Below are 20789 nucleotides of genomic sequence, written 5' to 3'. Positions count from 1 at the left end.
GATTTACATAATATTTTTATATTTTACCGCCTCTTCCCTCCAACATATTAAATAACTGGAAGGTGAAAGTTCCCTTTTGTTCGATTATCTTGTCTCATTATTTCAACAAATAAAGATACCTAAGTGAAATCTCCTATCTTTTACTTAAAAAACAGTTAAAGAAGAAAATTGTGATAGTATTCTCACATTTCCCATCTAGTAATTACTTAAGAGTTGCAGATTAGTTTTCATTTAAGGGTCTTAGTTTCTGGTAATCTATTTGAGTCAAATTCATATTCTGCAAGAAAATTAATATGTTCCCACCCTAGAGGTAAAATATGTGGAAGTCATTCTTCTTTTAGGTCTTTATTTTTCTTGAATTCCTTTGTCCCTTCAGTTAAATAGCCCGTATTTCATACACTATTGCATAGATTAATCTATTGAATGCACTGCCTCTTTGTAGTTGATTTACATCAATTTGTTTAACTACATGTAATAAGGTTATCGGTATTTCTAACATATTAGTTTCAGTACAACCAGGGTATCTAAGATGGCATAATTGAAGTTCGGACCCCAAACGATTATGGTCTCTTCTATGACGATTCATACTATCAATATCCTAGACCTATCGACTCTAATAAGAAGTAAATTCAAATTCTGATAAATGAATAAGGTCCAGAATTTCCTTTCTGTGTTCTGAGGTTAGCGGTTCTTTCACACTCAAGATCAATCAATCCTTATAAATATTTTTTTAATCCTAATCATATTTAAGTTATGATTTGTTCCAAAACTCGTCCTTTTCTGAACACACTTATTTGAGCAAACGGGCAGTTCAGTTGCATAAGAATAGATTCCAACAGATCGTCATTTGAGTCGATCTTTTTCTTTTCACTGTTTCAGATAAAAAAGTTACTATTTTTCAAAGCACGTTGCAACCAAATTTATAGTAATAATATTTTATGAATTGGAAAAAAATAGTGTTTAAGGAAGGGGGGAATGCGAATGTCTGTGAAAAAGTGGGTAACAGGATTGGTCGTTGTGCTTGCAATGGTTGTAGTTGTGACAACTCTAGGCTCACTCTGCGTATTTGCCGAATCCGTTGTTGTAACTCAGCCAGTGGAGACGGAGAAATCGATTGAGGTCGAGTTGAACGATGATTACTTTAATCCGAAAGTCATCACTATTCCGAATGGAACAAGCAAAACGTTGATATTGAAAAACAAAGGGAAGAAAAAGCACACTTTCACACTGGAAAAGCTCGGAATTGACGCCGAAGTCCAGCCAGGTCAAGAAAGAAACATTACCGTGAAACCGAATCAGCCAGGTACATATGACCTGATATGCCGGTACCATTTCCAAGAAGGAATGGTTGGAAAAGTAATGGTCAAATAAAAAGCAGGGCCAATTAGGCCTTGTCTTTTTAATAGGCAAAGGAGATTACTTATTATTACCCAGACAACATCATAACAGCCCAACAAACAGACGTTCCCCTACTTGTATGATCGGTTAAGTTTTAGAGAGATTTTTCATTACACAGGATATTGATGTTTGGATTATTAATAATTGTTCCACCTCTAATAAATGGTAAATATAATATTATGTATGGTAACGTATAAACCATATAGAATGAGGTGGAAAGGTGTATTTTTTTAATCCTATTTCTGATGAGGTTCGTTTATCTCAAATAATATTCAATAAACATAAAAAAACGATGAAGCTCATTTTAGGGTCTATTTTTGCCTGTATTGCTGCTATTCTACAGTCTGCTGCTGGCTTTTTACCAGGAATCGGATATTTTTTAAGTCCGCTAGCCACTGCACCTATTCTGTTATGTTCCATGTTTTCCATTCCAATTGGAGTAATGTCCTACTTTCTTACAATTATGTTGTTATTCATCCTACAGCCAACTGAACTAATTGTATTTCCTTTTACAACAGGATTGTTAGGACTTGGCATAGGGGTATCTTTTTACTTTTTTAGGAAGAGATTAAGTATTATCGCTACCGGTGCAATTCTTTTAATGATAGGAATTATTTGTCTAATATTTATTTTTCACTTTCCAATTTTAGGTCCAGCCGCCCCTGTTTCCTTTTCATTTCTTACAATTGGCTTTTTGTTTGCTTTCAGTTATAGCTGGTTATGGGTTGAAATTGCTTTAATCCTTTTTAAAAGATTAAAAATGATTATCATTTAGTGATTCTCCATCACTTGGTTTAAATTTCGATTCATTAAATCCATGTAAGAAAATTATCAAGATTAAGTAGTTGATCGTTATGTTTCATGGAACGATTTCAAAAACTTTGCCTTGGTTAAAATCAGTCACTTTCATAGAGCCATAAACCGCTAAATATAATTTGGTTTGATTCAGATTCGTTCCCAAACTAACATAATAGGCTGATTGAGACCCAAAATCATAATTAGTTTGTATCACACTAAAATCATTTTGTTCACCATTTGGTATTACGGTGGTATAAGCTAAAGCCCCTCTAACCTGAAGTTGAGATTCTTTCCGGGCAAGATCGGTAAACACAACGCTTCCTGTTAAACCAGGGATTCTTTTCCCCATATAGGCTTGCACTCCTGTAAGTGCAGTTCCTTCAAACTTACCGGTTTTGGTATCTTTATGAAAATAGCTAGTTAAAGGCTGAAGACGACTTTCTGAAAGTGCTACTGCTTCATTGTAATAAGCAATTGTTTTCTCATCCAAAGTCGGATTTTCAGTGCAGCCTCTTATAATCGAAGTAGGAAAAGCACCTTCCCAACCTCGCCAGCCAAAGTTAATAAATCCTTCTTTGTCAGGTTCAGAATTCATGATAGAAGCTTGAATAAGCTGAGTAACCGGTATTGGTTTATAATGAACGAATGAAAAAATCGACTCGACCAAATCCTGACCGACATTTCCCGCATATTTTATATACTGATTAGAAAACCTTTGAAATGAAATGCCTGGTATATTTCGAACCCCTTTAGCCATTACCATGAGCGTTTCCTGAATAGTTGTGGGAAGTTCATTAAAACGTGAGACAATGGGTGGATTATTGATGGATATATTCTTACCTACATCAATTTCAATTATTTTGCCAGCGATTTCTAGATCATCCTGGCTTAAGTTAAATGGATCATAGCCTGATCCACCATCTCCGGTTGTTAAAACAAGTTTTCCTGTTTCAGGTGAAAAGTTTAAACTATTGATCCCATTATGATTTGAAAATGGTCTTCTTAAGTTAAGTAATGTCCGTCGTTTTTGGGGTTGACCATTCGATTGTAAAATCCATTCTTCAACTGTATCAATATGATCAAAATAAGTTTCTCTATTTATCCACCTTAGGTTTAAAGTTCTAGGATCACACGGGTTAGGATTAATAGATTCAGAAAGAGCACCTGGTCCTTGTGTTCCAGCTACTGAATAATGAAGATAAAACAGACCGTTATTATAAAATTCGGGATGAAATGCTAGCCCTAGCAATCCACGTTCATCATAACCGCCACCAGAAACACCTAGTTTTAGGATTCGCGGGCGAATATCTAAAAAAGTCCTTATAACTCCGTCTCCTATGTAAAAGATCTCTCCTACCTGGGTTGCAATAAATAATCTTTCAATTGAGTCACCTGGAAGTATAGTTGTTTTCAAAACAGTTGGTAAATTTAACTTACTTACAATAGGCCGTAAACCAACCTTAACTTTTATCAAATGACTTGCACCCCTTCTTATTGTTTTCTTTTATAAGAATATGATTAGAACTGTCTATTAGTACCAAATTAGGTCGGGGAATCTGATAAGGCATTGCACCACTTTCCTCCCAAGCATAATGAAACTAAAGAAGTGAGTTAGTTGAACTAATGAAATATTTTAGAATGAGGATAAAATCAAGTTATTCCATTAAAGGACGTGATTTCTAAAAAATGAGCAGTCTCTTTTTTACTAGTTGGATTCGATAAGCTCTATAAATAATTTGGATGCAAATAATTAAGAAACCCAGCAACCTTCTCATGTGAAGGTTGCTGGGTTTTAAAGGTATATGTGCAAAATTAATTCTAAAGTGACGCCTCCAAGTTCACAAAAACTCTTAATATCGGATCTCAATACTATTAATTTTATCAATGCTATTCCCATTCCAAAAAAACAAAGACGTACCGTGTACGCTTTTTTTATTAACTTAACTAGAAAACTGCCTTTATCTTAAAAATTGGAGTCAGGTATATTTTTTGATTTTAGCTTTATGTTGACAAACAAAATGCTAATCAAAATAAATAAAAGACCAACTAATAAATTTAGTGTAATATTTTCATGCAACATAACTGAACTGCAAAGGATCGCAATCAGGGGGATGAGGAACGTAAATGAACCTACTTTGCTCGCGTCTCCTGAACCTACAAGTGTAAAGAATGCCAGCCACCCAAATGCAATTACAAAGATAGAGATGAAGAGTAAATTTACAATAAACGGCATTTCCCACTTAATATTTGACCAGCTTTCTACACTGGTACCTACACTTAATAAAAAAAGCCCTCCCATAATAAGTTGTAACGTAACCATCCAAATTGAATCAACACGATCACCTGTTTTCTTAATAAAAACAGTACCTAATCCCCAGGATAATGCCGAGCCAAGGGCAAGAATGATTCCAATTGTTGAAACATCTCCTGTAAATCCTCCTGCACTTATAATGGCAACTCCTGCGAAGCCAAGAATCAATCCGATAATTTTTAATCCATACATCGATTCCCCTAACCAAACCCAACAGAATATCCCCAGTATAACAGGCTCAATAAACACAATGGCCGAAAACAATCCTGCTGGTGCATATCCCAGACCTACCGTTTGAAGGCCGTAAAAGAGAATAATGTTAAGAGAAGCAGAAATTAGGTAAAAATGCCATGTTTCTTTAAACCGAAGTCTTTCATATCTCGGTAGTGCAAAAATCAGTAAAATCAGACCACCCAATACAGTTCTAATTCCCGCAAATAATATCGGGGGTGTATAGTAAAGAGCCATTTTAGATAATGGCCAATTGACGCCCCACACAGTTACAAGAAATATCAGCAGTAACGCTGTATTTGTTCGAGAAATTTGTTTCATGGTTGTGCCTCCTTAACGTTCGTACCTAAATCATATTACTACTTAAAATGATTAATACAACATAAACGATCATAAATGGGGTTCTATTTTTTTAGAAAAATAGTTTATAAACTAAGTAGCTTTCGAGATTCTCGAGGTATATGAAAGGGATTTCTTCACATGATTATAAAATCACTACGTAAAATTTGTATTCAAGTTAAGGATATTTCCTGATATACTATGGTAAATAAGAAAACGGAGTGATTTACTTGGGATTAAAAATTGAAGCAACTGACATTGATTTTCATCAATTGATAGAGTATTCACTCAATTCGATTTGGATTGTAAGTCAAGAAGGAAAAATCGTTTACTGTAATAGAGCTTGTTTGGAATTGCTAAAGTTTGCTTCTACTGAGGACATTTTATATAAAAACTTGTATGACTTTCTCCCCTCAGATATCCATGCTGGTTGTAAAGAACGATTAAAAAGGGTCCTTCAAAAGCAAGAGATAGTAGAACGGGCGGAGCAAAAAATGATTTGTAGCGATGGAGAGGTTATTGATATTGAAATAACGGCTGCCCCTTATTATTTAAAAGACATGATCTTGACTCAAGTCATTATTCGAGACATTACAGATCGTAAAAGAACAGAGACTCTTTTGAAAGAAAGAGTAAAATTAGCCTCAATTGGCCAAATAGCGGCTGGAATTGTTCATGAAGTTAAAAACCCTCTTACATCAGTAAAGGGATTTCTACAGCTTTTAAAAGAATCCCAGCCTCATCCTTATATCAATACGATGGAAGCTGAATTAGAAAAAGCATTAGAGACTCTGGAAAACCTATTACATGTTTCTAAACCTGATTTACATGAGGAACCTTTTGTTCCCATTGATTTATGTAAGGAATTAACCTCTGTTTTATTTTTATTCCAAGAAAAACTTTATAACGTGGAAATTGAATGGGATTTAAGAGACTCAGAGAAAAAAGTATTTGGAAAGAGAAATTTATTTCTGAAAGCCTTTTTTAATCTGATGAAGAATGCGATTGAGGGGATTCAAGGGAAGGGGAAAATTAGAATTGAACATTATTATAAAAGTGGACAGATTCATATAAAAGTGAGTGATACAGGAGTTGGAATATCTGAAGATAAGGTAAAGCTGCTAGGAACACCATTCTTTTCCACCAAAAGCGAAGGAACAGGTTTAGGCCTAACGCAAGTATTTACAACGATACATAAACATGGAGGAAATATCTCAGTACAAAGTGTCGTTGGAAAAGGAACTACCTTTCATATTCAGCTTCCTGTTAAATAAATATGTATTCTGATTCAATTATGACTTTTTTAAATGGAATAAAAACCCATCAGGATAACCGCCTAATCAAGGCGGTTATCCCATAATGTAGACAAACTCGATAATAATGGCGTTTGTCTACAGTTTTTTTAGGCTTTTAAAAATATGACCGTTGATTGGAGTGTAGTGCACTCACTTTGCGCCTGCGGGGTCTCCCTTGGACACGTATTCCACAGGAATCTCGTACCTTCCGTTCCAATCCACTTTGTTTGAACAAGTAGATAAAACTCATATTGCCTACAGTTTTAAAAAAATAGAAGGATTAAAACTTGAGTTGATATGGAAGCTTTCAGATCAACTTGAAATGATTACTTAAGATCAACTGGAGCGATACCAACACATCTTGGTCTTCTAGAGAATTGGAAAGAACCTCACTATTTTCCCCAGAAAAATGTTGTTACTAACGGAGTTCCCAATATTCCTTAATCCATAGTTTCAGCCTAATGTTAAATAATATACAAACGAAGAGGCTTAATGATGGCCTGAGCTCATCATAAGCCTCTTTCTATTGTACAAATTATCGCTGGAAATGCCATGTGACGATGTTTAATCTTATTAACTCGCCATTTTATCTGAAACTTGTCCTCTTTTACGATTTGGTAACTTAGAGTCTATAGATAGAAAGCTGCTTCCATTTAAGCCTAAGTGAAGTGCAATTATCATTAGAACGAGGTCTAGTTCGAATCCTGTACCTTCTCCATTTCCCATAAAGCCTGCTGGTAATTTCACATATAAAATAGCACCAGCCATAATGAATATAAGGAGGACAGAAATTATTCTTGTTCCGAGACCAAAAATTAAAGCAATTCCTCCAACCAACTCAATTGTACCCACTACATACGCCATGAATCCCGGAATACCTATACTTTGAAACCATCCAGAAATGTTTCCCAAACCACCTTGGAATTTTGACAAACCATGCATCAAAAATGTAAATCCCAACATTACTCTTAATAAAAAGGTACCGATTTCTTGTTTATTCATTTTACATCTCCTTTTATTATATTTTACACTACAAAGTGTAGTGTAAAATTGTAAAAAAATCAAGTGAAAGTCATCCGACAATCACTATAGATATTCCCAATAGAATAATCAAAACATATATAGATACAGAAATCGTGGTAATATCAGCCCTCAAAGGAATTGTTCTTTGAGGATCAACCAATTGCTGAAGTCTATAGTTAACTGATTCATTCGAGAAGTGTACAAGGACAGGAGCGGATTTATCAAAGCAACCATGTTTAATTAGCTTTAACAAAGCAGCGCTTATACCTAATTCAGTCCCCGTTTTATGTATGGCGTGTTCATCGGCTAATAATTCACTTATGATTTTATGATTTTCATAACACCATTTTGTTAGTGGGACAAACCATAATGCATGTGCGATCACCTGTAAAATAAAGATGACCAATGGATCATATTTTTTTTGGTGATAAGATTCATGCTCTACTACTGCCTGTAGCTCGTCAAAGTCCAATAATTCGATTAAGCCAGTACTGAAAACAATGAAAGGTCGTCTGAAACCGATGGTAAACGCAAGAGGTTGATCCGCATTCACAACTAAAATATCTTTGTTGACCTGTTTGAATGTTTCATTTATAGATCTTGTTTTTTCAACGTTTTTATGGATAAAAAGCTTTTGTTTAAACCTTCTGGACAGGAGGTATTGCTCTGCTATTTTGAATAAGGTGCTCAAAATACTATAGGATATCAATATATTGATCAGTGTGATGACCACAAAGTAGTATACTGACCCTTCCTTGAATAGACTAAAGCAAAATTTAAAAAAGTTAGCTTTAATATTCACCCCAAAAAAGATGTGTACCAAAAACGCGCCCATTTGGCTCCATACTACACAGGCAATTAAAAGACTCAGACTTATCACAAAATAAGACTTTTTCTTCCACATTATAATTTATCCTTTTTTAACGATTTAATTTTTTGTTCCAATTTCTCAATTAAAGCTTGGTCGGCGTCCTTCATGGCATCAAGCATATGGCTAATGACGGCACCCCCAAATTCATCCAGCAAATTCTCAGTCAGTTTCTTTGACTGCTCTTCTAAAAACTCCGCTTTAGACTGCACAGGGCGAAATAGTGAAAGCCTTCCTTCAGACCTCTTTCCAAGTATGCCTTTTTCAACTAGACGATTCATGACTGTCATTACAGTATTAAAATTGATAGGCTTGTCAACCTCCAAAGACTGCTGTACCGATTTAATACTCTGTTCATTGTTTTCCCATAAATATTCCATAATATTGGCTTCCAATGGACCAAAGAAACGATTCAGTCCAACTTCATCATATTTAAAATTTTTAATATTCATCTTTTATCACCCCACTACAAATTGTAGTGGAATTCCTTATTACAATCAAGTTTCATCCGGAAGATTAGGAGAACGAATCACTTTAGATCCTGCTCCATAGAATTTGTACCCCTTATTGGAAGAATAACAGCAAACAATTGATAGGCTTAATTGGCTTTCTGACTTTTACAAGTGTTTCTCGTTCGCACCTGCTTTTACACTCCATTTCCTTTTTTCAGTTCCAAATGTTCCTCCGCTGACAGACGCATCTAACACGAATCCCTTTTTCCTTTTAGCGGGCATGAAAATTTGCTTTTATATAAAAAAACGAGCCTATTGGAGACTCGTTTCAGACAGTAAGCAACCTCGATGAAAATCAAGTTTGCCTACTGTTTTTTTGAGGGTTAATAAAAATTAGATTTCCACTCCACTTTGTTTTAGAAATATAGATAAAACCCCTTTTGTATTCAAACTATCTTGAATCCAACGTTGATTTCCACTCCCTTGGACGCGTATTCCCGCAGGAGTCTCGTTCACCCGTTCCACTCCACTTTGTTTTTCGGTTAGATAGAAACTCCTTGTGCAAGTTTCTCTATTTCATCAGAATTGTAATAGTGATACCCGAGGTTCTTCGTTTGGGCGGCAGCATACATTGCAGCAGCTACATTCTTTGCTTCTATGGCACGATATGGACGTAAAGGGCCAACAAAAAGAAATTTAGTAAAGGAGCTAAGCATACCGGAAATCTTTTCACCGGCCCTATATTCCTTTCGTTCGCCAAGAAGTAAGGAAGGGCGAAATATATGTACAGAATTCATCTCTAGTTGTTGCAGTGCTCCTTCCACATCGCCTTTTACACGACTGTAGAAAAACTTTGATTTGGAATTTGCCCCCATTGCTGTTATGACGAGTAATTTCTCAACATTGGATGTTTTTGCTACTTTCGCTGCTTCAATAACATACTCAAAATCCACTTTACAAAAAGCTTCTTTCGATTTAGCCTTCTTGATTGTTGTGCCTAAACAAATAAAAACATCGGTCACGTTAAATGAATCGGCATAGTTTGATAATTTATCGAAGTCTGCAATATGTACTTTGCATTTGGGTTCTTTACATTCCATTTTCCTTCTTGTCAACAAGTGGACTTCCTTATAGATTTCGCTGTTGTTTATCTCTTTAACCAGCTGGGTACCAACCAAGCCAGTGGCCCCTAAAACCAATGCCGTCTTATTAGTCATGATTTCCTACTTTCCTTTTTAAGCTGCTGCAAAATATCCATTCATTTAATTCTCATTTTATCTCTTGGGGTTTTAACTATGATAAATGAGTTACTTGATTAAAGTCATCTATGATCCAAGAATCGGCCTCGAATCTAATCGTACTCAAACATGCATTAAACAATCGCATTTCGGTGGATACGATTGACTCGTTTGACATCAACCGTAAAATAAAATGAATCACAGCGCCATGTGCAACAAGTATAACTCTTTTCTTTGGAAACTCTTTTTGAATTTCTTGGAGCCCCTTCATCAGCCTGTTTCGTAAGGATTCCTGGCTTTCCTGACCAGGATATGCTTTATCTATGTATTTCTCTTCCCTTTCAGCTGCTGTCAACCCTTCAGCGACGCCAAAATTCTTTTCAATGAATTCATTTTTTTCAATCACCGTACCATCAATATAATGGGCAATGATTTCTGCCGTTTCCCTTGCTCTTTTTAGTGGGCTTGAAATAATTACATCCCAATCCTCTTTAGACAAAAATTCACCACATTGATGTGCCTGTATTTTTCCTAGTTCATTTAATGGAATATCAGTCTGTCCTTGCAATTTCCCCTGGGCATTCCAATCGGTTTGACCATGCCGCACTAAACAAATAGTAGTAATTGTCATCAAGCCTCTCTTTAATAGTTTATTTTATTATTTCTTCAATGATGGAATGCCCTTCACTTTGCTCGAGATCTGACCATTTCCATTTTTCATGCAAGCGTATCCTTCCATCAGGCAACATTTCTGGCGTGGAAAGACAGCTGCCTCCTCTAATTTCACCTTTTTCATTGATATGATTATACCTAAATTCTAGAGATTCATCCTTATTGACAAGCCCTATTAATGTCCCTTTAACAATCTCTCCACCCTGATAACTTGCTGTAAGAATAGAGCCTTCTTGTGAATAATGAAAGGTAGTATTTCCTGACACTTCTCCATTCTCTGAATTGACTTTAGCTTTGAATATCCGCCCATCATAATTAAACATCATCATTCCCCCAAATGAATTAATAAGGATAATGATACCAAATTAATAAAAAAAAGAATATTGAAAAATCTTATATTATTTTAATTCTGTGTTCATGGATATGACACAAAAAATACATAATATTCCCCATTGAATTCTCCTATTATAATGTGGTTAGATTATGGAAGATGTTACTTATGGAATGAACATAACCCAAGATGAAACATCTAATAATACTGGAAGATATTGGTGAGGTGCTCAATTGAAAGAAATACTTCTGATTCTACTATTGCAACTTATTTATGTTCCGATTTACACGCTGCGAACCATTTTCTTAGTAAAAAATATTACCATACTTGCCTCGATACTGGGTATCGCAGAAATGTTAATATACGTTTTTGGTTTATCCCTAGTATTTGGCGGTGACCAAAGCATACTCGCCATGGTTGTATATGCAGTCGGTTTTGGAATCGGAATAATTTTTGGTACGAAAATTGAGCAAAAACTCGCCATCGGTTTTATTAATGTAACCGTTAATACTCAAACCAAAAATGAACAGTTAGTTGATACATTGAGGAACAACGGATTTGGTGTCACTCTTTATACGGGCGAGGGCAGGGATAGCAACCGTTATCGGATGGAGATCTTGACAAAACGAAACCGAGAACAAGAATTGATAGCAACCGTTGAAAAGTTTGAACCTAAGGCCTTTATCATTTCATATGAACCCCGTTATTTTAAAGGAGGATTTTTACTGGACCGGTTGAAAAATAAAGCAAGCTAAAATAAAAGGCAAAAGTCCAACATTTTAAAGATGGGCTTTTGCCTTTATTTGTTTTTTGATTTTCTTAACTTGACTGCCTTCGTTGCAGGTTGCTTTTTAATCCACTTTACATATTTTTTTAATGATTCATCATCTTTTAGCAAATCTACGTTATATAGTCGGATGGCTAGCTCTCGGTTTGAGTACAAGGCGTGTATCTGTTTATGACAAGATTTACAGAGATAGGCGATTGGTAAATGGCTGCCGCCTTCCTCTCTAGGTGTTAAATGATGAACGGTCAATTCAATCTCAATCCTGTTACAAAGCTCACAAGTACCTTTCATCACATCACAAGGCCGTTACGGCTTTACGGATTTTCCTTCTTCGACAATATGAAACATCAAATGGGCAAGATGATGGATTGGCCCATACTCTTCGTTGTCCTCATCTTCATCATCTTCCGCTTCATCTTCATCCATGCCTTGTAAATAAAGGGCCATGAATTCATAAAAATCATTTTTAGAAAAGGAGTAACAATCACTTGGATCTTGATTATCTTCTTCATACTGTAAAACTAGATGAGATAAATCCCCCTCATCATCTTCTGCATCAAAAAAGACGAAATACCCAATATTTGTATCCAATTCGAATAATCTGCGAAATCCACGCGATGTTGTTTTTTCAAACTCAGCTGCCGTCAGTTTTTGCACTTGCATGGTGTCTACATTATCTTCTTGATGAAAGCTCACGATGAATGTGTTCATAATCTAACCTCCTGTTGAATATGGATAACAAATAGTATCCCCATTTAACCGAAATTATTCGATTTTAAAGGTTTGTTTCCAAGACAACCGGGCAATGATCACTGCCCATTATATCGCAGTGAATGTTAGACTCTATTAGAGAATCAGACAAACGTTTTGAAACAATGAAATAATCGATTCTCCACCCAATATTCCGCTCTCTTACTTTACTCATATAAGACCACCAAGTATAGGCACCTTCCTGGTTCGGATAAAAATGGCGGAACGTATCGATAAAACCTGCATCAAGTAATTCAGACATCTTCCCGCGTTCCTCAGTAGTGAAACCGGAATTCCCAATATTAGGTTTTGGGTTCTTCAAGTCGATTTCCTGGTGTGCGACATTTAAATCGCCACAAAAGATAACTGGTTTCACTTTATCCAGTCCTTTAAGGTAAGCAATCATCTCATCTTCCCATTCAAGCCGGTAATCAAGTCTCGATAAATCCCTTTTGGCATTGGGTGTATAAACATTCACCATATAAAATTTCTCGTACTCCAGGGTTATGATTCTTCCCTCCGGTTCCTCATCCTGCCCTCCTACACCATATTTCACTGAAAGTGGTTTTTCCTTAGTGAATATGGCTGTACCGGAATATCCTTTTTTCAATGCATAATTCCAATATTGATGATATCCTTCCAATTCAAGCGAAATTTGTCCTTCTTGCAGCTTAGTTTCTTGAAGGCAAAAAATATCGGCATCCACTTCTTTAAAGTAATCTAAAAACCCTTTTTTAACACACGCTCTAATTCCATTAACATTCCAGGAAACCAATTTCATAATCTCTCTTATTCTCCTTATAGCAAACTGATGATTTCATTACATATCAACTATACTATTGTTCTTGTATTTTTCCCATTAGAGTACATTCGAAAACAACCTGGCAAATGATTCTTTTGAACGTTCAAGCAGCCCGCGATTGTTATACATGATTGGATCCAGTTTGTCGCTATCCTTCATATCCTCTTTGTAATGGTTGACAAGGTCATCTATGGAACGTGTTCCCATAAGAAAGACATTCACTTCGAAATTCAAATGAAAACTCCTCATATCCATGTTTGCCGTACCTATAGAAGCGGTATCACCATCAACAATGATAAGCTTTTGATGTAAAAAACCTTTTTTATATGAGTATACCTCTACACCGAATTGAAGTAGCTCACCGAAATAGGAGCGACTTCCATATTGGGTTAAAAAACCATCATTTACGGCCGGAACCATAAGTCTAACTTGTATCCCCTTTATGGCGGCATGTTTGATTGCCGCTTTAATCGCTTGGTTAGGTACGAAGTATGGACTTGCAATCCAGATTGATTCAGTAGCACTAGTGATAAGTGAATAGTAAAAATCACTCATGATTCCCTGTTGTGTATCCGGTCCGCTTGCTACAACCTGTACAGCTCCATCCCCTTTTTCGATTTTATTTTTAATTTCCGGACGTTCTTGCAATACACCTTCCCCGCTGACATATTCCCAATCCATAAGGAAAACAGTATGAAGCATATATACAGCTTCCCCTTTAAGGACCATGTGTGTATCTCTCCAAAATCCAATGTTTTTATTTCTTCCTAAATACTCCTCACCTACGTTCAAACCTCCGACAAAGCCAATTTCGCCATCAACGATGATAATTTTTCGGTGATTCCTGAAATTAAACTTTTGATTGAAAAAACCGTGTTTCAAGGGGGAAAATGGATAAGCTTTTATCCCTGCATTTTTCATTCGCTTAACTTCATTATTTGAAAGGCTTAAACTGCCGGCGGCATCAAAAATGAATAAAACTTCCACACCATCTTTTGCTTTTTCAATCAGGATATCTATAATTTCCGTTCCAAGCCTGTCCGATCTAAAAATATAATATTCAATATGGATGAATTTTTCAGCCTTTTTTAACTGCTTAATGATTTCTGTAAATGTTTCATTGCCATTTTTCAAAACTTCTGTTTGCGATGATGTACTTATGGTCGTCTCAGATGCATTTTTGGCAAAATCAGCAAATGATTGCTGATGATTATTCAAGAACGATAAATCTGGTGAAGTTACATGCGTGACAAGACTCTTCCATTCTTCCCGGTCCTTTTTCCTTTTGCTTTGAAACAAATACCCCTTTAAATAGAGCTGACCAGAAAATAGATAAAACATATATCCAAATACCGGAATAAACAAAAGCACATACATCCATAAAAGCGTTTCGTGAGCAAATCTGTTTTCCAGCATGAGTGAAAACAGCGTAATAAACATAACAAAAATATATAATCCAATAAAAAATAGCTTCACGTCGAAGCTAACTTCAGTAAATAGGATCATATACACTGCAGCAATTAAAATAAATAAAAATACGAACTCCATTCTTCTTCTTTTCATCTTTTCATTCTCCTACACAGCAATATTTTATATATATCTATACATATACCCATATTTGATGGTAAAAAAACAAAACACTCGCGAAGGCTTATTTTCGCAAGTGCTTTGTGTAATGCCTATCCAATTATCACTTCAATACAGGAGTCAAGCTTTCATAAAGCTCCATATATTTTAAGGATGATGATGTCCAACTGAAGTCCAACTTCATTGCATTTTCGGTCAGCTTCCTCCATCTCTTCGGCTGGAATTTGTAGAGCCCAACAGATTGTTCAATTGTATGGAGCATGTCATGTGCATTATAATTCGTAAAACTGAAGCCATTCCCTTCACCAGTAAATTGATTATAGGGGATGACTGTATCACGAAGTCCACCTGTCTCTCTCACCAATGGCAGAGTCCCATAACGCAGCGCCAGAAGTTGGCCAATGCCACACGGTTCGAATTGCGATGGCATCAGAAATAAATCAGATCCTGCATATATGCGCCTAGCTAAACCCTCATCAAAATATGTATTTACCGAAACTTGATTTGGATACTGCTCAGCTAAATGACGAAAAGCTGATTCATATTGCTCTTCACCAGTTCCTAAAAGAATGAATTGTATTCCTTGGTTCATCATTTCATGGAAAACATGGAGGATAAGGTCTATTCCTTTTTGATCAACTAGCCTGGTCACCATCGATATAACCGGAATGCCATCATTGACTGGAAGATTCAACGATTCTTGTAACTGACGTTTATTCTCCATCTTCCCCTCATAGGTATCGAAAGGAACTGCAAGGTATTCATCTGCGGCAGGATTATATTCATCATAATCAATTCCATTGACTATACCTTTAAGGTCACCATTTCTTTTCCGTAAAAAACCATCCAAATTCTCCCCAAAATAGGGACTTTGAATTTCTTCTGCATAACTTTGGCTTACAGTTGTGACTATGTTAGAGAAGGCTAAGCCTGCTTTCAAATAACTGACATTTCCATGGAATTCAAGACCATCGATATTAAAATATAGCTCACTCAAATCCAGTAATTCTGCTAAAACAGATTTAGAATAAACTCCTTGATAGCGTAAATTATGTATGGTAAATATCGTTTTAATATCCTTGTAGAAAGGATGATTTTGATAATGGGCTTTCAGTAATACACTGACAAGTCCGGTTTGCCAATCATGACAGTGAATGATATCCGGCTTTTCTTCTAAATAGGGTAAAGCCTCCAATATCGCACGGGAAAAGAATGCGAATCTTTCGCCATCATCGAAAAAACCATAACTCCCATGTCTTTTGAAATAATATTCATTATCCAAAAAGTAATATGTAATTCCGTTTGCAACAAGTTTTTCTATCCCGCAAAATTGCTGGCGCCAGCCAACTGGAACTTCGATACTCGTCATATGCTTCAGTTCTTGTTTGTAATGGTCAGGAAGATCCCCATATTTAGGTAGGATGACACTTACATGGACTCCCTGTTTTTTTAGCGCTTTCGGGAGCGCGCCTATTACGTCTCCGAGCCCTCCCGTTTTTATAAAAGGGGCGCATTCTGAAGCAGCAAATACAACGTTCATTGCCGCACCTCCTCTATTAAATTACTTCCGCTTTTTTTATTACAGTCGGCTGTTTCAAACCAATGACTGTTTTTTCACTCGTAATTTTCACTTCTTTATCAGTTATGATATTTTCTACTATAGCATCCTCTTCAATCTCACCTTTTTGCATGATGATGCTATTTCTTATGATCGCGCCCTTTTTCACCTTCACCCCTCGGAAGAGGATACTGTTTTCGACAGTTCCTTCAATAACACAACCGTTCGCTATCAAAGAATTGGTAACCTTTGAAGATCGTGAATATTTTGTCGGTGCTTCATGTTTGATCTTAGTATAAACATCCCATGTATCACCAAAGAAAGAACGGATGACCGTAGGGTTCAAGAAATTCATATTACTGGAATGAAAACTTTCAATGGAATGGATGAATGGCATATCTCCAGTAAAATTGTATCCTTTGACTGTAAAACGATGGAGATTGGCTTTCACAGCATCTTTCAAAAAGTCATATTCTCCACTGGCAACACAACTTTTGATCAAGTTCACCAATAGGGCTTTACTAATGACAAAGGTTTCTAAACAAACATGGTCACCAGGTTTTGGAATGGTATAAAAGCTAATGTCCGTGATATCTTCATCGGAATCTACTGAGCAGGTGTTATAGATTGGTTTTTCAATTAGCTCCCCTACATAATCCTTATATACGACTGTGATATCCGCTTTATGTTTTTTATGGTAATCAAGCACTTCATTAAAATCCAATTTACACACATGGCATCCAGGGGAAATGATGACAGTATCTGCCTCTGCCCGCTCGAAAAAGCTAAGGTGATCATAGAATTGCTTCATATCTCCTGTTACTTTTTCATCCGGATGGATCGGTGGCAAGATGTGTAATCCTCCTGACCGCCGATCTAGGTTCCACTCTTTTCCTGAACCTAGATGATCCATAACTGAAAGATATTTTTCTTTTGGAAAAACGGCTACTTTTGATACATCTGCATTTATAAAGTTCGACATCGTAAAGTCAATCAAACGGTAGCGTCCACCAAATGGCACAGATGCTACATTACGGTGAGCGGTCAGCTCTTTTAAATGTTGTTTTTCATTGATTAAGTTAATAATACCCAACACATTTTCCATAGCATCTTCCCCTTTTTCTAGTTAAGAGTAATCTTTTTTTTGTTTGGATTTATAATGGTTTGATTTTCGCCGATTAAAGTAATATCGGATGTAACCGCTGAATTACCAACTACGGCACCATTTTCAATAATACAATTGCTGGCTATGATGCTTCTTTCTATATGAACGTTTTCACCAATCGTAACATTAGGCATGATGACTGAATCTTTTATGGTTGAGCCATAGCCCACCTGTACATTATAGGATAAAACAGAATGTTCAATCTTACCATGTATCATGCACCCTTCATTGATAAGCGACTGACTAACCTCAGCATCTGATGAAATATATTGCGGAGGATGATTTGCATTACGGGCAAAAATTTTCCATTGCTGATCATCCAACTGAAAGTTTGGCGTTTCCTCCAATAAATCCATATGGGCCTGCCAAAGGCTCTCGACCGTACCAACATCTTTCCAATAATCATTAAAACGATAAGCATATAGCTTTTTTCGATCTTCAAGCATTTTTGGAATGATATTGCTACCGAAATCATTAGAAGAAGTTGCATCTTTTTCATCGTTTATTAAATAACGCCTTAAAGTCTTCCAATTGAAAAGGTAAACACCCATGGAAGCGAGGTTGCTTTTTGGATATTTTGGTTTTTCGTCGAATTGGGTGACCTTATCATCATCATTAGTATTCATGATTCCAAAACGACTTGCTTCTTGCCATGGCACTTGAATGACAGCTATGGTAGCCTCTGCATTTTTTTCGATATGATAATCCAGCATCTTACTGTAGTCCATCTTATAAATATGGTCACCAGAGAGAATCAGCACATGTTCCGGATCATAGTTATCAATATATTGAATATTTTGATAAACGGCATTTGCCGTTCCTTTATACCACTCACCGCCTTCTTTCCCTTGATAAGGGGGAAGAACGGAAACTCCGCCAACATCCAAATCCAAATCCCAAGCTTTACCGTTCCCAACATAATCATTTAGAATTAATGGCTGATATTGGGTCAGTACCCCAACCGTATCAATACCAGAATGAGTGCAGTTACTTAATGGAAAATCGATGATTCTATATTTACCGCCGAAGGGAACAGCTGGTTTTGCCAAACCAATGGTTAATTCACCTAACCTTGAACCCTGGCCTCCTGCCAATAACATTGCTATCCATTTTTTCGCTCCCACTATTCGTTCACTCTCCCCCGTCTTTTTTTTGTTTGCTTCATATAGATCGAAATGCCTAGTGGAGGTACAGTTATTTCCATACTGAATGGTTGATTATGATAAGCTTCTTTTTTGACATTAATGGGTTCTTCATTCACCTGACCAGATCCTCCGAAAGCTGCTGAGTCACTATTGAACACCTCAATATATTTCCCCTGAGATGGTACACCAATTTTATAATGAGTATGAGTCTGTGCAGAAAAATTACAGACCACAATACAATAATCGCCTTTGCGTTTACCTTTTCTCATAAAGGTAATGATACTCTGACTACTATTGTTTGGATCTATCCATTCAAAACCCTCCTGGACATGATCAAGTCTCCACAAGGAGGAAGTTTCTCTATAAAATTTCTGTAGGGTGCGGAAGTAATAGGACAGTTTTTCATGAGATTCATATTCCAACAGCAGCCAATCCAATTGTTCCTCATCTTTCCATTCTATGAACTGGCCAAATTCACCGCCCATAAAGAGAAGCTTCTTTCCAGGATGCGTCATGAAATATCCAAAGAGCAAACGCAAATTCGCAAATTTCTGCCAATAGTCACCAGGCATCTTATTTAATAAAGACCTCTTGCCATGAACTACTTCATCATGTGAAAAGGGTAATACGAAATTTTCTGAAAAAGCATAGAAAAATGAGAATGTTAAGAGACTATGGTGATATGGCCTTTCACCAGTTTCAAGTTTCATATATCGCAGGATATCGTTGGTCCATCCCATATTCCACTTGTAATTAAACCCTAGACCGCCTATATCGGTAGGTGAAGTGATAAGTGGCCGATCTGTTGCTTCTTCAGCCATCATTAATGCATTGGGATATTTCTTGAAAACCACTTCATTAAGTTTTTGCAAGAATTGTATGGCCTCCAGATTTTCCTCACCGCCAAACTGGTTTTTTAGCTTGACCGGCAAAGGGTTGTCATGATTTAAGTAAACCATTGACGATACAGCATCGACACGTACCCCATCAACATGGTATACATCCATCCAAAACATTACATTCGATATTAGGAAACTGACCACTTCCGGTTTGGTGAAATCAAAGTTATATGTCCCCCATAACGGCCGATCTGCTCTGTTATGATCGATTGGTTCATAAAGAGGGGTACCATCAAAACGGGAAAGTCCATGATCGTCTTTACAAAAATGGGCTGGAACCCAGTCTAAGATGACACCTATGCCATTCTGGTGGCAAAGGTTAATCAAATACTTAAAATCTTCCGGTGAACCGTAACGACTAGTTACAGAATAATAGCCCGTAACCTGGTATCCCCAAGATTTATCAAATGGGTGTTCCATTATGGCCATTATTTCTATGTGTGTAAAACTATTATCAATCACATAATCAACTAATCTATCAGCTAAATCACGGTACGAGTAAAATTCACCGCTTTCCGTCTGTTTCCATGTACCGGGGTGCACTTCATAAATGGACATGGGTTTATGATAAATATTTTCCTTTTTCCTATCAGCTATCCACTTCGAATCTTGCCATTCAAAATTATCCAGCCTTTTAATGATCGAGGCTGTTTTTGGTCTGACTTCCGAATAAAAGGCATATGGATCGGCTTTAAGGATACGTTTATTTCCAGGTGTATGTATTTCGTATTTATAAAGTTCCCCTTCTTGTAATCCTGGTACGAACAACACCCAGATACCTGAACGCTCGATCCGTTTCATCGCATGATCTTTTCCGTCCCAATCATTAAAATTACCGACTACTGAGACTTGCTTGGCATGGGGGGCCCAAACGGCGAATCTTACTCCTTCTTTACCTAATGATGTTACAATGTGTGCCCCAAGCATTTTATAACTTTCATTAAGGGTGCCTTCATGAAATAAAAACAAATCAAAATCGCTTGGATAGTTCTCTTGTAGCTGGTCGATAATTGTATTCAATAAAACCCCTCCATAAATATGAACTCGAAAGTATTTTAACCATCCTTCCCCAGTTATTATATATATTCGGTGAAAATGATGTTAATCCTTCAAATGGAGGTGAAGTTATTGTAATAAATG

At 36.6% G+C, this 20789-nt stretch carries 22 protein-coding genes; 4 read left to right on the top strand and 18 right to left on the bottom strand.

What is annotated here, in order from left to right; translation table 11 throughout:
• Positions 1-376 precede the first annotated feature (376 nt).
• Positions 377-586 carry a DUF4158 domain-containing protein gene (locus tag ACQKMH_RS09145; protein ID WP_427587067.1) on the bottom strand — a complete coding sequence of 70 codons (210 nt, stop codon included), beginning with the start codon at positions 584-586 and terminating at the stop codon, positions 377-379.
• 395 nt (positions 587-981) lie between these two features.
• Here ACQKMH_RS09145 and ACQKMH_RS09140 point away from each other — a divergent pair, with 395 nt between their 5' ends.
• Both ACQKMH_RS09140 and ACQKMH_RS09135 read left to right on the top strand, forming a co-directional pair.
• Positions 982-1371, top strand: a complete 390-nt coding sequence (locus ACQKMH_RS09140; protein ID WP_427587066.1) for a cupredoxin domain-containing protein — start codon at positions 982-984, stop codon at positions 1369-1371.
• 247 nt (positions 1372-1618) lie between these two features.
• Positions 1619-2173, top strand: coding sequence for a hypothetical protein (locus ACQKMH_RS09135; RefSeq protein WP_427587065.1), 555 nt, complete (start codon positions 1619-1621; stop codon positions 2171-2173).
• Between the two features lie 84 nt (positions 2174-2257).
• Here ACQKMH_RS09135 and ACQKMH_RS09130 read toward each other — a convergent pair whose 3' ends face one another.
• Both ACQKMH_RS09130 and ACQKMH_RS09125 read right to left on the bottom strand, forming a co-directional pair.
• A complete protein-coding gene (locus ACQKMH_RS09130; protein WP_427587064.1) occupies positions 2258-3670 on the bottom strand; it encodes a PQQ-dependent sugar dehydrogenase in 1413 nt (470 codons plus the stop codon).
• A gap of 489 nt (positions 3671-4159) precedes the next feature.
• A complete protein-coding gene (locus ACQKMH_RS09125) occupies positions 4160-5059 on the bottom strand; it encodes a DMT family transporter (protein ID WP_427587063.1) in 900 nt (299 codons plus the stop codon).
• 248 nt (positions 5060-5307) lie between these two features.
• On the opposite strand from ACQKMH_RS09125, the gene ACQKMH_RS09120 reads away from it, so the two are divergent.
• Positions 5308-6351: a two-component system sensor histidine kinase NtrB gene (locus tag ACQKMH_RS09120; RefSeq protein WP_427587062.1), complete on the top strand. Its 1044-nt coding sequence runs from the start codon at positions 5308-5310 to the stop codon at positions 6349-6351.
• Between the two features lie 594 nt (positions 6352-6945).
• Here the strand turns inward: ACQKMH_RS09120 and ACQKMH_RS09115 are convergent.
• From ACQKMH_RS09115 to ACQKMH_RS09085, 7 genes are all read right to left on the bottom strand, one after another.
• Positions 6946-7374, bottom strand: coding sequence for a DoxX family protein (locus ACQKMH_RS09115; RefSeq protein WP_427587061.1), 429 nt, complete (start codon positions 7372-7374; stop codon positions 6946-6948).
• Positions 7375-7444: 70 nt separating this feature from the next.
• Positions 7445-8299: a M56 family metallopeptidase gene (locus ACQKMH_RS09110; protein ID WP_427587060.1), complete on the bottom strand. Its 855-nt coding sequence runs from the start codon at positions 8297-8299 to the stop codon at positions 7445-7447.
• On the bottom strand, positions 8299-8715 hold the full coding sequence (locus ACQKMH_RS09105; RefSeq protein WP_427587059.1) for a BlaI/MecI/CopY family transcriptional regulator: 417 nt from the start codon (positions 8713-8715) through the stop codon (positions 8299-8301). The genes ACQKMH_RS09110 and ACQKMH_RS09105 overlap by 1 nt, the downstream gene beginning before the upstream one ends.
• A gap of 393 nt (positions 8716-9108) precedes the next feature.
• On the bottom strand, positions 9109-9231 hold the full coding sequence (locus ACQKMH_RS09100) for a hypothetical protein (RefSeq protein WP_427587058.1): 123 nt from the start codon (positions 9229-9231) through the stop codon (positions 9109-9111).
• 26 nt (positions 9232-9257) lie between these two features.
• The gene (locus ACQKMH_RS09095) at positions 9258-9932 is read right to left on the bottom strand and encodes an NAD-dependent epimerase/dehydratase family protein (RefSeq protein ID WP_427587057.1); all 675 of its coding nucleotides are present in this window, start codon (positions 9930-9932) and stop codon (positions 9258-9260) included.
• 76 nt (positions 9933-10008) lie between these two features.
• The gene (locus tag ACQKMH_RS09090; RefSeq protein WP_427587056.1) at positions 10009-10584 is read right to left on the bottom strand and encodes a histidine phosphatase family protein; all 576 of its coding nucleotides are present in this window, start codon (positions 10582-10584) and stop codon (positions 10009-10011) included.
• A 19-nt stretch (positions 10585-10603) separates the two neighbouring features.
• Positions 10604-10948 (bottom strand): n-acetylglutamate synthase, encoded by a 345-nt coding sequence (locus tag ACQKMH_RS09085; protein ID WP_427587055.1) that lies wholly within the window; start codon positions 10946-10948, stop codon positions 10604-10606.
• Between the two features lie 241 nt (positions 10949-11189).
• Here ACQKMH_RS09085 and ACQKMH_RS09080 point away from each other — a divergent pair, with 241 nt between their 5' ends.
• On the top strand, positions 11190-11711 hold the full coding sequence (locus ACQKMH_RS09080) for a DUF2179 domain-containing protein (protein WP_063233682.1): 522 nt from the start codon (positions 11190-11192) through the stop codon (positions 11709-11711).
• 44 nt (positions 11712-11755) lie between these two features.
• On the opposite strand, the gene ACQKMH_RS09075 is transcribed toward ACQKMH_RS09080, so the two are convergent.
• The 8 genes from ACQKMH_RS09075 to glgB form a co-directional block, all read right to left on the bottom strand.
• Positions 11756-12034, bottom strand: a complete 279-nt coding sequence (locus ACQKMH_RS09075) for an HNH endonuclease (protein WP_427587556.1) — start codon at positions 12032-12034, stop codon at positions 11756-11758.
• 15 nt (positions 12035-12049) lie between these two features.
• A complete protein-coding gene (locus tag ACQKMH_RS09070) occupies positions 12050-12454 on the bottom strand; it encodes a cytosolic protein (protein ID WP_427587054.1) in 405 nt (134 codons plus the stop codon).
• A 64-nt stretch (positions 12455-12518) separates the two neighbouring features.
• Positions 12519-13274: an exodeoxyribonuclease III gene (locus ACQKMH_RS09065; RefSeq protein WP_427587053.1), complete on the bottom strand. Its 756-nt coding sequence runs from the start codon at positions 13272-13274 to the stop codon at positions 12519-12521.
• Positions 13275-13352: 78 nt separating this feature from the next.
• Positions 13353-14858, bottom strand: coding sequence for a cardiolipin synthase (gene cls, locus ACQKMH_RS09060; RefSeq protein ID WP_427587052.1), 1506 nt, complete (start codon positions 14856-14858; stop codon positions 13353-13355).
• 127 nt (positions 14859-14985) lie between these two features.
• Positions 14986-16422 (bottom strand): glycogen synthase GlgA, encoded by a 1437-nt coding sequence (gene glgA / locus ACQKMH_RS09055; protein WP_427587051.1) that lies wholly within the window; start codon positions 16420-16422, stop codon positions 14986-14988.
• A 16-nt stretch (positions 16423-16438) separates the two neighbouring features.
• On the bottom strand, positions 16439-17545 hold the full coding sequence (gene glgD, locus ACQKMH_RS09050) for a glucose-1-phosphate adenylyltransferase subunit GlgD (RefSeq protein ID WP_427587050.1): 1107 nt from the start codon (positions 17543-17545) through the stop codon (positions 16439-16441).
• A 17-nt stretch (positions 17546-17562) separates the two neighbouring features.
• Positions 17563-18729, bottom strand: a complete 1167-nt coding sequence (locus tag ACQKMH_RS09045) for a glucose-1-phosphate adenylyltransferase (protein ID WP_427587049.1) — start codon at positions 18727-18729, stop codon at positions 17563-17565.
• Positions 18729-20669, bottom strand: a complete 1941-nt coding sequence (gene glgB, locus ACQKMH_RS09040) for a 1,4-alpha-glucan branching protein GlgB (protein ID WP_427587048.1) — start codon at positions 20667-20669, stop codon at positions 18729-18731. The genes ACQKMH_RS09045 and glgB overlap by 1 nt, the downstream gene beginning before the upstream one ends.
• Positions 20670-20789: the final 120 nt, after the last annotated feature.

Origin of the sequence: Peribacillus sp. NPDC097895 (genome assembly GCF_050277555.1) — a bacterium.
GTDB lineage: Bacteria > Bacillota > Bacilli > Bacillales > DSM-1321 > Peribacillus.
This window is presented reverse-complemented; position numbering and strand designations above follow the sequence as displayed.

Coding starts and splice junctions, on each gene's coding strand:
- ACQKMH_RS09105 (WP_427587059.1), bottom strand. CDS start 8,715: ATGAATATTAAAAATTTTAAATATGATGAAGTTGGACTGAATCGTTTC.
- ACQKMH_RS09090 (WP_427587056.1), bottom strand. CDS start 10,584: ATGACAATTACTACTATTTGTTTAGTGCGGCATGGTCAAACCGATTGG.
- ACQKMH_RS09085 (WP_427587055.1), bottom strand. CDS start 10,948: ATGTTTAATTATGATGGGCGGATATTCAAAGCTAAAGTCAATTCAGAG.
- ACQKMH_RS09110 (WP_427587060.1), bottom strand. CDS start 8,299: ATGTGGAAGAAAAAGTCTTATTTTGTGATAAGTCTGAGTCTTTTAATT.
- ACQKMH_RS09070 (WP_427587054.1), bottom strand. CDS start 12,454: ATGAACACATTCATCGTGAGCTTTCATCAAGAAGATAATGTAGACACC.
- cls (WP_427587052.1), bottom strand. CDS start 14,858: ATGAAAAGAAGAAGAATGGAGTTCGTATTTTTATTTATTTTAATTGCT.
- glgD (WP_427587050.1), bottom strand. CDS start 17,545: ATGGAAAATGTGTTGGGTATTATTAACTTAATCAATGAAAAACAACAT.
- ACQKMH_RS09065 (WP_427587053.1), bottom strand. CDS start 13,274: ATGAAATTGGTTTCCTGGAATGTTAATGGAATTAGAGCGTGTGTTAAA.
- glgA (WP_427587051.1), bottom strand. CDS start 16,422: ATGAACGTTGTATTTGCTGCTTCAGAATGCGCCCCTTTTATAAAAACG.
- ACQKMH_RS09125 (WP_427587063.1), bottom strand. CDS start 5,059: ATGAAACAAATTTCTCGAACAAATACAGCGTTACTGCTGATATTTCTT.
- ACQKMH_RS09140 (WP_427587066.1), top strand. CDS start 982: ATGTCTGTGAAAAAGTGGGTAACAGGATTGGTCGTTGTGCTTGCAATG.
- ACQKMH_RS09095 (WP_427587057.1), bottom strand. CDS start 9,932: ATGACTAATAAGACGGCATTGGTTTTAGGGGCCACTGGCTTGGTTGGT.
- ACQKMH_RS09115 (WP_427587061.1), bottom strand. CDS start 7,374: ATGAATAAACAAGAAATCGGTACCTTTTTATTAAGAGTAATGTTGGGA.
- ACQKMH_RS09145 (WP_427587067.1), bottom strand. CDS start 586: ATGAATCGTCATAGAAGAGACCATAATCGTTTGGGGTCCGAACTTCAA.
- ACQKMH_RS09075 (WP_427587556.1), bottom strand. CDS start 12,034: ATGAAAGGTACTTGTGAGCTTTGTAACAGGATTGAGATTGAATTGACC.